The sequence below is a fragment of the Mycobacterium aquaticum genome (genome assembly GCF_002086485.1).
Lineage (GTDB): Bacteria > Actinomycetota > Actinomycetes > Mycobacteriales > Mycobacteriaceae > Mycobacterium > Mycobacterium aquaticum.
This window is the reverse complement of the sequence record NZ_MVHF01000033.1, coordinates 66,765-79,763: the sequence shown is the minus strand read 5'-3', so window position 1 is coordinate 79,763 and position 12,999 is coordinate 66,765. Positions and strand designations below refer to the sequence as shown.

General features: G+C 66.8%; 12 protein-coding genes. 7 read left to right on the top strand and 5 right to left on the bottom strand.

Annotated features, from left to right (window positions below; all coding sequences use genetic code 11):
* Nucleotides 1–866: DUF222 domain-containing protein (locus BST13_RS26475; protein ID WP_142282839.1), on the bottom strand; the 866-nt coding region annotated here is incomplete at its 3' end.
* Nucleotides 867–1,147: 281 nt separating this feature from the next.
* Between BST13_RS26475 and BST13_RS26470 the strand changes: the two genes are divergently transcribed.
* Nucleotides 1,148–1,633, top strand: a complete 486-nt coding sequence (locus tag BST13_RS26470; protein ID WP_029370391.1) for a peroxynitrite isomerase — start codon at nucleotides 1,148–1,150, stop codon at nucleotides 1,631–1,633.
* Nucleotides 1,630–2,859 (top strand): lipase LipE, encoded by a 1,230-nt coding sequence (gene lipE, locus BST13_RS26465; protein WP_083167240.1) that lies wholly within the window; start codon nucleotides 1,630–1,632, stop codon nucleotides 2,857–2,859. Before BST13_RS26470 ends, lipE begins: the two co-directional genes overlap by 4 nt.
* A gap of 1 nt (nucleotide 2,860) precedes the next feature.
* Here the strand turns inward: lipE and BST13_RS26460 are convergent, their stop codons facing one another.
* The gene (locus BST13_RS26460) at nucleotides 2,861–3,292 is read right to left on the bottom strand and encodes a PPOX class F420-dependent oxidoreductase (protein ID WP_083167238.1); all 432 of its coding nucleotides are present in this window, start codon (nucleotides 3,290–3,292) and stop codon (nucleotides 2,861–2,863) included.
* Nucleotides 3,293–3,342: 50 nt separating this feature from the next.
* On the opposite strand from BST13_RS26460, the gene BST13_RS26455 reads away from it, so the two are divergent.
* Both BST13_RS26455 and BST13_RS26450 read left to right on the top strand, forming a co-directional pair.
* The gene (locus BST13_RS26455; protein WP_083167235.1) at nucleotides 3,343–4,890 is read left to right on the top strand and encodes an acyl-CoA carboxylase subunit beta; all 1,548 of its coding nucleotides are present in this window, start codon (nucleotides 3,343–3,345) and stop codon (nucleotides 4,888–4,890) included.
* A 40-nt stretch (nucleotides 4,891–4,930) separates the two neighbouring features.
* Entirely contained in the window at nucleotides 4,931–5,368 is a 438-nt protein-coding gene (locus BST13_RS26450; protein WP_083167232.1) for a DUF4383 domain-containing protein, read from the top strand.
* Between the two features lie 8 nt (nucleotides 5,369–5,376).
* Here BST13_RS26450 and BST13_RS26445 read toward each other — a convergent pair whose 3' ends face one another.
* Complete coding sequence (locus tag BST13_RS26445; RefSeq protein WP_083167230.1) at nucleotides 5,377–6,141, bottom strand: SDR family oxidoreductase; 765 nt, start codon at nucleotides 6,139–6,141, stop codon at nucleotides 5,377–5,379.
* Between the two features lie 77 nt (nucleotides 6,142–6,218).
* Here BST13_RS26445 and BST13_RS26440 point away from each other — a divergent pair, with 77 nt between their 5' ends.
* Nucleotides 6,219–7,133: a LysR family transcriptional regulator gene (locus BST13_RS26440; protein WP_158087197.1), complete on the top strand. Its 915-nt coding sequence runs from the start codon at nucleotides 6,219–6,221 to the stop codon at nucleotides 7,131–7,133.
* 65 nt (nucleotides 7,134–7,198) lie between these two features.
* Nucleotides 7,199–9,115 (top strand): CocE/NonD family hydrolase, encoded by a 1,917-nt coding sequence (locus BST13_RS26435; RefSeq protein WP_083167225.1) that lies wholly within the window; start codon nucleotides 7,199–7,201, stop codon nucleotides 9,113–9,115.
* On the opposite strand, the gene BST13_RS26430 is transcribed toward BST13_RS26435, so the two are convergent.
* Complete coding sequence (locus BST13_RS26430) at nucleotides 9,108–10,232, bottom strand: FAD-dependent oxidoreductase (RefSeq protein ID WP_083167222.1); 1,125 nt, start codon at nucleotides 10,230–10,232, stop codon at nucleotides 9,108–9,110. The two genes, BST13_RS26435 and BST13_RS26430, sit on opposite strands and share 8 nt — an antisense overlap.
* A gap of 30 nt (nucleotides 10,233–10,262) precedes the next feature.
* Between BST13_RS26430 and BST13_RS26425 the strand changes: the two genes are divergently transcribed.
* Nucleotides 10,263–11,150, top strand: a complete 888-nt coding sequence (locus tag BST13_RS26425) for an LLM class flavin-dependent oxidoreductase (protein WP_083167220.1) — start codon at nucleotides 10,263–10,265, stop codon at nucleotides 11,148–11,150.
* 14 nt (nucleotides 11,151–11,164) lie between these two features.
* Here BST13_RS26425 and BST13_RS26420 read toward each other — a convergent pair whose 3' ends face one another.
* Nucleotides 11,165–12,580, bottom strand: coding sequence for an APC family permease (locus BST13_RS26420; protein ID WP_211296186.1), 1,416 nt, complete (start codon nucleotides 12,578–12,580; stop codon nucleotides 11,165–11,167).
* Nucleotides 12,581–12,999: the final 419 nt, after the last annotated feature.

Genomic DNA, 12,999 nt, shown 5'->3' with positions numbered 1-12,999 from the left:
ACGATGGACACCGGTAGCCCGTTGTGCTGCCCCAATTGGCCGGACATCAAGGCGTGCCGGCCCAGGGTGAGCAGGGCATCGTGGGTGCGTTGCCGGGCGGTGCGGGTGTCGGTGTCGATCTGCTCCTGGGTCGGGGTGCCAGAGGTACGCGGGGTCGGGTCGTCGGGGTTGCACATGCCCGGGGCGGCCCATTTGCCGGTGATGGCATCGAGGGTGGCGCCCAGCTCGGCGGTGACCCGGCCGCGGATGGTGCGGGTGCCGTCGGGTTCTTGGGGGCCCAGCACGATGCCGCGGGAGCGGGCGGCGAGGTCCTCGATGGGTTCCTCGCCGTCCTGGTTGAGCAGATACAACGCTTCGGCGATGGCGTGGTGCAGCACATCGGGGCAATTGCTCGCGGCGACGGCGACCAGTTTCTCCTCCATCTGCTGGCGGCGCTGGGCATCCACCCAGGCCGGGCAGTCGGTGACGAACTTCTCCAGCTCCTCGATGTGGTCTTGGGTCAGCCAGCCGCCGGCTTGGGCGGCGGCGGTGGCGGCCCGCCGTGGCGGCACGGGTTCCCCGGTCAGGGTGTGGCGGGGTCCGAGGTTGATCGCGTCGCGGAAGCGGCGGCGGGCTTCCTTGTGCGAGATGCGCAGCCGGATGCGCAGGGCTTCGGGCCAGGATTTCGCCCCGATCCGTGCCGGGGTGCTCTGATCGGCCAGGGCGGTGATGGCGGCGTGTTCGGCGGTGGGCAACAGGTTGTGCGCGTCTTGGATGCCGGAGCACACCTGCAGCAGGTCTGCGGGCGAGAGGGATCCGAACGGCAGATCCCGCACCCGCTCGACCGCGGTGCGTAGCGCGGCGAGTGCGGCGGCAACCTCCTCCATGATTCGAACATACATTCGATCACCGACAAGTAACCGCGCTCGGTGGCCAGAGTGACCAACGAGACCACATTTGCCAAAGTTGTTGGCCGCCAATGGATGGCGTCCGACCCGAGCCCGAAGGGTCCCGTCGCCGCGGGCGGAAATGCCCAATCTCGTGGTACAAGACCGCCGAGGACGGTGACACGCTGCTGGGGCAGTGTTCGGTCCGGATCTCTGGGCCGCGCAGAGCGCACCGGACGCCTGATCGGTTACGACAGCCGGCGGTCCGTACGCTGGCGACCGTGGTTGATCTGCATCCCGACATCGCGGCCTTGGCTCCGCTGCTGGGTACCTGGTCGGGGCCAGGTTCCGGCGAGTACCCGACCATCGAGTCGTTCGACTACGCCGAGGAGATCACCTTCGGCCACGTCGGTAAGCCGTTCCTGACCTACGGCCAACGCACCAAGGCACGCGCCGACGGCCGTCCGCTCCACGCCGAGACCGGCTACCTCCGGGCCCCGTCGCCTGGTCGGGTGGAGTGGATTCTCGCGCATCCGACCGGCATCACCGAGATCCAGGAAGGATCACTGACGGTCACCGGCGACACCATCGAGATGGAGTTGACCGCGACCAACATCGGCCTCAGCACGAGCGCCAAAAGCGTTACCGCACTGTCACGTTCGATCAAAGTGTCGGGAGACGAGCTCACCTACACCCTGCGGATGGGTGCGGTGGGCCAACCGCTGCAGCATCATCTGTCGGCCACGTTGAAGAGGGCCCAAAAGTGAGCTCAGACGGCAGAATCACAGTCCCCGCCGACCTCGACGCGGTCACCGACATCGGGGACGAGGACCACTCGGAGATCGACCCGCAGGCTGTCGAACGGATCTGGCAGTCTGTACAACACTGGTACCGCGCCGGCATGCACCCCGCGATCCAGGTATGCCTGCGGCGCAACGGCAAGGTGATCCTGAACCGCGCGATCGGACACGGCTGGGGCAATGGCCCCGACGATCTGCCCGATGCCGAGAAGATCCCCGTCCGCACCGACACCCCGTTCTGCGTGTACTCGGCGGCCAAGGCCATCAGCACGACAGTCGTGCACATGCTCGTCGAACGCGGGTACTTCTCGCTCGACGACCGGGTCTGCGACTATCTGCCGACCTACACCAGCCACGGCAAGGACCGGACCACCATCCGGCACGTCATCACCCACAGTGCGGGGGTGCCGATCCACACGGGTCCGCGTCCGGACGTCACGAGAGTCAACGACAGCGAGTACACCCGTGAGCAACTGGGCAATCTCAAGCCGGTCTACCGGCCCGGACTGGTGCACATCTACCACGGATTGACCTGGGGTCCGCTGGTCCGCGAGATCGTCCAGGCGGCCACCGGCCGCAATATCCGCGACATTCTGGCCGAGGACATCCTCGATCCTCTCGGGTTCCGCTGGACCAATTACGGTGTTGCACCCGAAGAGGTTTCGCTGGTGGCGCCGAGCCATCCCACCGGCAAGCCGCTCCCGCCGCCGATCGCCGCGGCTTTCCGCGCTGCCGTCGGCGGCACCCTGGACCGGATCATCCCGCTGAGTAACACGCCCTTGTTCCTCACCAGTGTCGTGCCGTCATCGAGCACGGTCTCCAACGCCGACGAACTCTCCCGCTTTGCCGAGATCCTGCGTCGCGGAGGCGAACTCGACGGGGTACGGATCATGCGACCCGAAACACTGCGCGCCGCAATCAAACCGGCCCGAAGGATGCGACCCGACGTGGCCACCGGCCTCAAGCCGATGCGCTGGGGCACCGGCTATATGCTCGGCGGCAAACGATTCGGGCCGTTCGGGAAGAACACCGAGTCGGCGTTCGGGCACACCGGCCTGGTCGACATCGCGGTGTGGGCAGACCCGGCGCGTGCGCTGTCCGCGGCGATCGTCAGCAGCGGGAAGCCGGGCGGTCACCGCGAGGCCAACCGATATCCGGCCGTGCTCGACCGCATCGCCGCCGAGATCAGCTGAGTCAGCGCAGCTGCTGGCCGTACACCTTCTCCACGGACAGCGCCATCAGAATGCGCTGATCCGACACCATGGCGGCGCGGTATTCATCCCAGTCGGGGTGTTCACCCGCCGCCGCGCGGTAGTAGTCGACGAGCGCCTCGACCTCAGGGCTCTGCGGATCCGAACCGGGGCCGGTCAGGGTCACCGAGCCTTCCGCGGTTGCCCACGCCCATCGATCGTCACGGGTGACCTCGATAACCGCGCGGGGATCGCGCCGCAGGTTGGCCGTCTTGGCCAGCCCCGCCCTGATCGACACATAGACCACGTCCGCGTCCCGGTCGTAATACGGCGTCACCGGAGACAGCTGCGGCATGCCGTTGGCTTTAATGGTGGCGAGTACACCCAGCCGGGCCTCGGCCAACAGGTCACGTGGATCGAACACAGTACCGGTCACAACGATGGGCAACCCGTGATCGGATGCCCATATTCCAGGGGAGACGACAAATGTCCGACGAACCACTGCGCGACGATCTGGCCGAGCTGCTGCGACGGCGGGCTCTGACCCAGGACGCCGCGCGCCCCGACGCGGTGGCCCGTCGTCACGACGGCGGTGCGCGTACCGCGCGGGAGAACATCGACGACCTCGTCGACCCCGGCTCATTCGTCGAGTACGGCCGCTTCGCGATCGCCGCGCAGCGTCAGCGTCGCGATCTCGACGACCTCATCGCCCGTACCCCGGCCGACGGGCTGGTCGCAGGTACCGCGCGCATCGACGGCGCCGCATGCGCAGTGCTGTCGTACGACTACACCGTGCTGGCCGGAACCCAGGGCGCACTCGGACACCGCAAGAAGGACCGGCTGTTCGAACTCATCGAGCGGATGCAGCTGCCTACGGTGTTCTTCGCCGAGGGTGGCGGCGGCCGGCCGGGCGACACCGACTATCCGACGGTGTCGTCCTTGGAAGTCAAGGCCTTCGCGCTGTGGGCCGCGTTGTCCGGCGTGGTGCCGCGGATCGCGGTGGTCAATGGCCGGTGCTTCGCGGGTAACGCGGTGATCGCCGGAGCCGCCGATCTGATCGTCGCCACCGAGAACAGCTCGATCGGGATGGGCGGGCCCGCGATGATCGCCGGCGGTGGCCTGGGCGACGTCGCGCCCGACGAAGTAGGGCCGATCTCGGTGCAGGCACCCAACGGTGTCGTCGACGTCGTGGTGCCTGACGAGGCCCACGCGGTCACCGTCACCCGCACGCTCCTGGGTTACTTCGCCGGCCCGGCTTCGCCCGGCGCAGTCGCAGATCAAAATGCCCTGCGCACAATGGTTCCCGAGCGGGCTCGACGGGCCTATCCGATCGCCCCGATAATCCAGACGCTCGCCGATTCGAACTCGGTCACCTTCCTGCGGGAGAAGTTCGCACCGGAGATGGTGACGGCACTTGCCCGCATCGACGGCAGACCCGTGGGGATCATCGCGAACAACACCATGGTGAAGGCGGGCGCGATCACGGCCGCCGCGTCGGACAAGGCAGCGCGATTCCTGCAGTTGTGCAACGCATTCGGCGTGCCGGTGGTATCGCTGGTGGACTGCCCGGGGTACATGGTCGGCCCGGCTGCGGAGGCCGAAGCACTCGTACGACGCGGGTCGCGGCTGTTGGTGGCTGGGGCGGCACTCACGGTCCCGTTGGTGGCAGTGATCCTGCGCCGGGGTTATGGCCTTGGCGCACAAGCGATGTGCGGTGGGAGTCTGCACGAGCCGCTACTGACCGTGGCCTGGCCCGGCGCACATCTGGGCCCGATGGGGCTGGAGGGCGCGGTCCGGCTCGGCCTGCGCAAGGAATTGGAAGCCATCGCCGACGAGCATGAACGTGAGCAGGCGGTGCAAGCAGCCACCGCAGCTGCCGAGCGGAATGCGCGGGCACTCAACTCGGCGTCGATGTTCGAGATCGACGACGTGGTCGATCCCGCGGAAACCCGCACGCTGATCGCGGCGACGCTGGCTGCGGCCGCACAGCACCCCCGTCCCCCGGCGTCCAAAAGGTTCGTCGACACCTGGTAAATCGTTGACTACACGCTGTAGTAGACGTAGCGTCCGAAGTGTGAAGCAATGGAGCTTTGCACAGTGGGGATTGTTGGTGATCGCCCTGTTCCACGTGGTCCAGGCGGTCGTCGGGTTCATTGCCGAGCCGAGTTTCGCCACCGGCCCCGGTGCCCCCACCGTGCAGATCATGGGGATGGATTACAACGGGTGGCATGCCGTCGCGGGACTCGCCCTGTTCGGTCCGGGCCTGGTGTTCTGCGTTCGGAAGTCATGGGCGGTGCTGTATCTGTTGCTGGCGGCGGTCGCCGGTGCCCTGCCGGGCATCTGGGCGTTCTTCTCCAACCAGGTGGCCTTCGTGTTCAGCTTCCCGAACAACACCACCGACGCGATCGTGCACATGATCACCGCGGCCATCATGCTCGCCGTGGCCGCTGTGCAGATCCGACTCGACGGAGGCCTGCGCAACTCACTGGCGGACCTGCGGCAGAAACCGTGATCCGGTGCTCAATGTCCGTGCGGGTCAGCGTTGTTGAGCGTGGCAACCACCTGGTCGTAGTCGCCGCGGGCCTCGCCGTACCGGAGGAACTTCACCCGCTCGACCTGAATCTCCTTGGCATCAGGCTGGGTTTCCAGTAGTCCCACGACCTCGCTGACGAATTCGTCCAGCGGCATCGCGAAGCTGCTCTCACGCTGGCCTGGCAACAGATCGGTGGCCACCGAGGGCGGCACGAGTTCGACGAGTTTGACGCTGGTGTCGGCCAACTGCAGCCGCACCGACTCGGTGAGCATGTGCACAGCTGCCTTGGAGGCGTTGTAACTCGGCGTGGCGCGCAGCGGGGCGAACGCGAGGCCCGAGGACACCGTGACGATCGTCGCGTCCCGCTGTGCTTGCAGATGTTCGATGAACGCGGCGATCAGCCGAATGGGCCCAAGCACATTCGTGGTGATCACGCTCTCGGCCGAGGCCAGGAACGATTCGGGATCGTGCCAGTCCTCGACGGCCATGACACCGGCCATGGCGATGACGATGTTGAGTTCCGGGTGCTTGCCCACCACGGTCGCGGCAGCGGCCCGGATGCTCTCCGGGTCGGTCGTGTCGATCTGCACGGTGTCGAGTTCGGGGTGCTCGGTGGCGATCTCGTCGAGCAGCTCGGTGCGCCTGCCGCCGACGATGACGGTGTTGCCCTTGGCCTGCAATGCCATTGCCAATGCCAGGCCGATGCCGCTCGTCGAGCCGGGGATGAAGATGGTGTTACCGGAAATCTGCATGTGACTGCCTTCCTGTCTTGACTGCCAGCGTTCCAGCACGCCAGTAATAAGTCACATGCATCTTTACGATGATCAACATGCACACGACGCATATCGAGCGGGCTGATCTCAACCTCATTCCCCCGCTGGTGGCGCTGTTGGAGGAACGGCAGGTGTCACGAGCGGCCACCCGTGTCGGTTTGAGCCAGCCCGCGATGAGCCGCGCCCTGCACCGGCTGCGGCGCCTGCTCGGCGATCCGCTGTTGATCCGCGACGCCGCGGGCTACCGGCTGACCGCACGCGCCGAGGCCATCCAAACCCAACTCGACGTGGTGCTGCCTGCGCTCGAAGCCCTTTTCGCACCCGATCAATTCGATCCAGCAGGCTCGTCACGACCGGTGACTCTTGCCGGCACCGACTATGCCGTGCAGGCGTTCGGCTCTGCGATTTGCCGGGAGGTGATGCGCCAGGCGCCCCAAGCCCCGGTGCGTTTCCACAGCTGGCGCGAAGGCGTGACAGATCAGATCCGCAACTCGACGATCGATCTGGGCCTGTACGGCGGCCAGACGACCGACGAGATGCACTCCGAGCAGTTGTTCGTCGAGCGCTTCGTGTGCGTGGTTGCTGCCGACCACCCACTGGCCGAAGCAGGCGGAATCACACTGCGCGATTACCAGGATGCCCGCCACGTCATCGTCGACGTGCACGACGGCAGACAACCCGACGTCGACCTTCCGCTCGCCAAACTGGGCGTGGTCCGCGATCCTGCGGTCACGGTTGCCTACCACGCTGCGGCATCGCAGTTCCTGCCCGGCACCGATCTGGTCGCCACGCTGCCGAGACAGCTCACCGGCGCGCTCGCACCGCCGGACGCGCTCGTGGTGCTGGATGCGCCGGACGAGATCGCGACGATGCCGTACCGCATGGTCTGGCATCCGGCCTTCGATGACGACCGGCGGCACCAGTGGCTACGCACGCTGGTGCGATCTGCGGTCCGCCAGACCGTGGGGTGATGCCCGCAGCGTGAGTTTGCTGGCATACCGTCTAAGTAGTCGGCACGACGTCAAGGGAGACGCGAATGGCGAACCGGTTACAGGCTGTGCGGGAAAGAGCGATCACCGGCTGGGCAGCGACGCGCACGCGCAAAACCAGCCCGTCACCGCTCGAACCACCGTGGTCGCCCAAACCCGCGAGCTACGGCGTCGGCGTGCACCACAACGTCGCGGTCACCATGCGCGACGGCACCGTGCTGCGGACCGACATCCACTACCCCACCATTCCGGAGACCGGTGAGGCAGCTCCGGGCCCGTTCCCGGTCCTGTTGTCCATCACGCCCTACGGCAAGAAGGCTCCGCCGCCGGCCGCGCAGATCGGCGGTGGCGCAACCCGTTATCTGATCCGACGCGGCTACATCGAGGTGATGGCCGACGTCCGCGGCACCGGGGTGTCGGGCGGATCATTCGAGATGCTGGGTGCCGAGCAGGTCACCGATGGCGTCGATCTGGTCAACTGGGCCGCGCAGTTGCCGAATTCCAACGGTCGCGTCGGCATGTTCGGCATTTCCTATCTGGCGATCAACCAGTTGCTGACCGCGGCAGCCGTCGGCCCGGATTCGCCACTCAAGGCGATCTTCCCGGTGATGGCCGCCAACGACTTCTATCGCGACGTGGTCACCATGGGCGGGGTGCCGCACATGCGCACGGTGCAGGCTTACGGAGCGGTGTATTCGCTGCTCAACGTGGTCAACTCGACGTTGGAGTTCGCCAATCGCGGGCCACACGAACGTCCCCGGGCAGGCGGACTTGCCGGAGTGCGCCAACGCGGACGCGATCAGCGGCAGTACTTCAAGACGATGACCGCCGACGCAGCGGCCGGCGGGGACACCGCATTCGACGGCCCGTTCTGGGACGGCATGCGAGCCAGCGACGTCTTGCCGAAAATCGTCGAGAACGACGTGGCCGTGTTCCTGGTCGGCGGCTGGCACGACGCGTTCCAGCGCGGCGCCCCGCTCAATTACGCCGCCCTGCAGAACGCCTTCGCGGGCCGGCCCGCCGACGCGCCCATGCAGCCGGGTCAGCCGACCTCGGAACGCGTCCAGCTCATGATGGGCCCGTGGTACCACGTGTCGGACCTCGACGGTCTGCATCTGCACGCTCTGCAGCTGCGCTGGTTCGACCGGTGGCTCAAGGACTCCGACGATGCCGCGGTGACGGGTCCGCCGCTGCGGTTCCAGGCGATCGGCGGGACGCAGTGGTTTCACACCAGCGAATACCCGTTCCCGGAGGCCACGCCCACGTCCTTCTTCCTCGCCGACGGCGGTGAGCTGCAGGCCGACGCCGATCCCGACGTGACCGAGGCGACGCTCCGATACACCCCCCGCGGACCGGTCTCCGGGCGCAGCCTGGAGCAGTGGAGCCTCGGGATGGGCAGCTTCATGGTGTCCCAGACCGGCAGGCGCATCCGCTACGACCTGGACAACAGCAAACCCCATCGGGAGGCGCTGACCTACACCACGGCCGCGTTCGAGACGCCGCAATTGGTGGCGGGCCCGGTCGCGGTGACGGTGTACGCCAGGGCCAGTACGTCAGAGACGCTGTGGGTGGCGTATCTGGACGACGTGTCCCCCGACGGCGTGAGCCGCCCGCTGACCGAGGGCGCCCTGCTCGGTTCCCACCGCACGCTCGATCCCGACAAGACGTGGTATCTGCCCGACGGCAGGGTGCTGCGGCCCCATCACGTCAGCACCCGGGCCGCCGTCGTTCCGGTGGTGCCGGGCCAGTTGACGCGCTACGACCTCGAGGTGTTCCCCACCGCCGCCCTGATCGAGCCCGGCCATCGGTTGCGGCTGACCCTGACCACCTACGACTTTCCGCATCTGGTGCCGACCAGACCGGCCCGGCGCGCCCTGGCCGGCGGGGTCTATCAGGTGCGCCAGGGCGGCGAATCGCCGTCGCAGATCGTGATTCCGTTGGCGGACCCAGCGACGTTCAGCTGACAACTCTGCTCGAGTGGCCCCGCACGCCGCGATAGATGCCGCGTCGCACGATCCACGGCTGCACGATGTGCCGCACCGCCCAGGCCGGGAACCGGAAGGCGTGGCCGGTCGGGGCGAACACTTCCAGCCCGTCGGGCTGTGCGCCGAGCACCGAACCCCACCGCGTCTGCGGCGGTCGGTACTCACGCAGAGGGCGAGAAGCGAACTCGGCGAGGATGTTTCGGGCCAACAAACCATCAGCACGGTTGCGGGCCGAGGATCGCAGCGGATCGGTGGCGGCGACGTCGCCGATCGCGAACACCCCACGGTGCCCGGGTACCCGCAGGTCCGGGGTGACGCGGACGAAGCCGTGTTCGTCGAGCAACTCGGCGGGTAGCCAATCGGTGTTCGGCCGCACCGCACCGATCGCCCAGAGCACTGCGTCGGCATGCGCCACGGGCTGGCCGGTGGTGAAAATTACTGGCCCACTGGTGATCTCGTCACACACCGCGGGCACGACGGCACGGTGCCCAGGGTGCAGAGCCACCCCGGTGTCGGCGAGACGACGCTGCACCCGCACCCAGGTCCGTCGGTGGTGCCCCGGCAACGCCCGCGGCCCGGGGAAGTACAGCGCGACGCGCTTGCCGGGCCAGGCTCGGGCGATATTGGCCGCGGCGCTCACCGCGGCAGCACCGCCGCCGACCACGACGACCGAATCGGAGGCGGCAAGCCGCTCGTGCGCGGCCCGCAGTTCGGCGCCGATGTCACCGGTCGACTGCAGTGTCGGTCGACGCCAGAAGCCGTTGCTGACACCGGTTGCGATGACGAGCGCGTCGTACGGCTCGCTGCTGCGTGCTCCGTCAGCCCGCGCCACCTCGACGGTCCGGTCGGCGAGGTCGATCCCGATCAGCGTGCCATGCACGGTGCGGACCCGGTCCAGGCCGCGAAACCGGTCGAATCCGATCCAGTAGTCGCGAGCCCAGTCGTCCGGCCGAGCCAGCCGCACCCCGAGTTCCTGCCCACTGACCAACCCCGGTTTGACCGATATCCCCACCACGTCGGCTTGACGCGCCAGTCGGATCGCCGTGAGGACACCGGTGTCGCCGAGCCCGGCGATGACGACCCTTCTGCGGTCCATGCCGGTCACGCTATCCGTAGGGTTGGGATCATGAGTATCCGCACAGGTGCCGTGTTCCGACCCGATTTCCCGCCCGCGAGCCTGCGCACGGTCGCTGCCGCGGCCGAAGCGGCCGGTACCGACGAATTGTGGCTCTGGGAGGACTGCTTCCTGCAGGGCGGTGTCGCTCAGGCTGCCGTCGCATTGTCGGCGTCGGAACGCCTCGTGGTCGGTGTTGGACTGGTCCCGGCCCCGCTGCGCAACGTGGTGAGCACGGCGATGGAATTCGCCACGCTCGAAGCGATGTTCCCCGGGCGCATCAGGATCGGCGTCGGCCATGGCGTCCAGGACTGGATGCGGCAGGCCGGTGCTGCGGTCGCATCCCCGATGACTCTGCTTCGCGAATACGTGCAGGCGTTGCGGGCACTGTTCGCCGGGGAGACCGTGACTGTGACCGGGCGTTACGTCCAACTGTCCGAGGTGAGACTGGATTACGCTCCGCCACAACAACTTCCGGTGCTGATCGGCGGAACGGGGGTGAAGACGCTGCGGCTGGCCGGCGAGATCGCCGACGGCGTGATCCTCGACAGCGGCTACACCCGCACGTCGGTGGGCGCCGCGCTCGAGCATGTGGCCGCGGGACGCGCGGGACGCAGCGACCCGTTCGACACCGTGGAATTCATCGCGTGCGCGCCGGGCGATGGCGCCGCTGAACAACTGGCCCAGAAGGCTGCCGCATCAGGGCTGGCTTCCGACGATGGTTTCGGAGTGGGCGGCACGGCAACGGATATCGCCGCGGGCCTCAAGCCGTACCTCGACGCCGGGGTGAGCACGCCCGTACTGCAGCCACTCGGGGCTGTCGACACCATGACGGAGTTCGTCGCGGTGTGCGGTGAAGTCGCCTCACGGATCGATTCGGCGGTAGACCAAGGGATTTGAGCGCAGCGCGCCCGTCACTCATCACCGTGCTTGACGTGCGGCACCGGGGTGCCCTCCTCAGCTAGGGTCTCCTCCTCGATCCTCATCGTCATCGGTTGACGGAAGCCACGGGTCAGGTAGACGAGCAGGATGACACCGATGGTGAACCAGATGGCGCCGTATTCCAGCGCCTGGATGTGCAGCTTCGACCACAGCACCAAGGTCATGCACATGCCGATCACCGGCAGCACGATGTTGATGAGGATTTCTTTCGGTGTGCGTCGCTGCTTGAGCCGGATCGCGAAGTAGACCAGCACCGTGAGGTTGACGAACGTGAACGCGATGAGGGCACCGAAATTGATCATCGCCGAGGCGAATTCGAGCGTGAACTTGATGGCCAGCAACGACACGACGCCGACGATGACGACGGCGTGGGCCGGGGTCAGGAAGGTCGGGTGGATGTAGGCCAGGTACTTCGCGATCCGGCCCTTGCCGTTTCGAGCCATCACGTAGACCATGCGCGACACGCTCGCGTGCGACGACAGGCTCGATGCGACCATGGCGGCCAGCGCGGCTGAGGTGAACAGGATCTTGAAGAACTGGCCGCCCACCTTCAGCGCCATCTCGGGCAGCGTGTCGTCGGTGACCTCGAAGCCGTCCAGATTGGGGAAGACCGCCTGGCTGAACCATGCCGCCACGAAGAAGATGGCACCACCGATCAACAGGGCCAAGACGATCGCCTTCGGCACGGTGTTCGGGGTTTTGGCCTCTTCGCTGTACATCGTGATCGCGTCGAATCCGATGAACGAGAAGCACACCACTGTGGCGCCGGTGATGACAGCCGACATGTCGACACCCGCGTGGTAGAGCGGATCGAGGGTCAGCGCCGTGCCCGCGCCCATGCCGTGGCGTAGCGACAACCAGGCCAACACGATGAACACGCCGATCAGCACGGTTTGGAACACCACGAGGATGCCGTTGACGCGCGAGGTCCCCTTGATGCTCCACAGGTTGAACGCCGTGATCACGCCGACGTAGACCACGACGAACACCCATGATGGCGCGTCCGGGAAGAACGATTCGAAGTAGATGCGGCCGATGACCGCGTTGACCATGGGCAGCAGCAGGTAGTCCAGCAGCGACGACCAGCCGACCAGGAATCCGGCGTTCGGGTGGATGACTTCGGAGGTGTAGGTGAACGCCGAACCGGCCGACGGGTAGACCCGGGTCATCCGGCCGTAGCTGATGGCCGTGAACACCATGGCCACCAGCGCCACCAGGTAGGCGAGCGGGACCACCGAGTTCGTCGCCTCCGACACGAGGCCGAACGTGTCGAACACCGTCATCGGGGTCATGTAGCCGAGGCCCAGACCGACGATCGCCCACATGCCGAGCGATCGGGACAGGTGTGGCGATCCGACTCCTGTAGTCAGTTGTTCGCCTTGCGCCACAGTGATCACCTTCCACCCAGCCGATGTGGTTCTGCTCGCCCGACGCACCTTGACACATCGGCGAAGCTCCGCGGTGTGCCTGTCGGGGCGCACCAGGTGACCGAGTATTGCACTGTCAGGCTCGGGGAATTGCCGTATCAGTCAACTCCCCCGCGCAACGCGCACCCACTTTTGGCAACTTCACAGCAACTGTTCAGATTCGATGCGGCACCCCCGGCTCACAGCCACATCGGCCGTCCGGAATCTGCGCTTCGAAATGGGCGTTGCAAGAGGAATCCCGGCAAGAGAGGGACTCCCGATGACGACAATTCACGCACTGCTGCACCGGAAAACACGCGCCGGTTCCCGTTCCCGGCGTCGTTACCCGCCGCGCTTGCCCTATCTGGACCGCGCCGAGATGCAGCGCGAGATGTTACGGC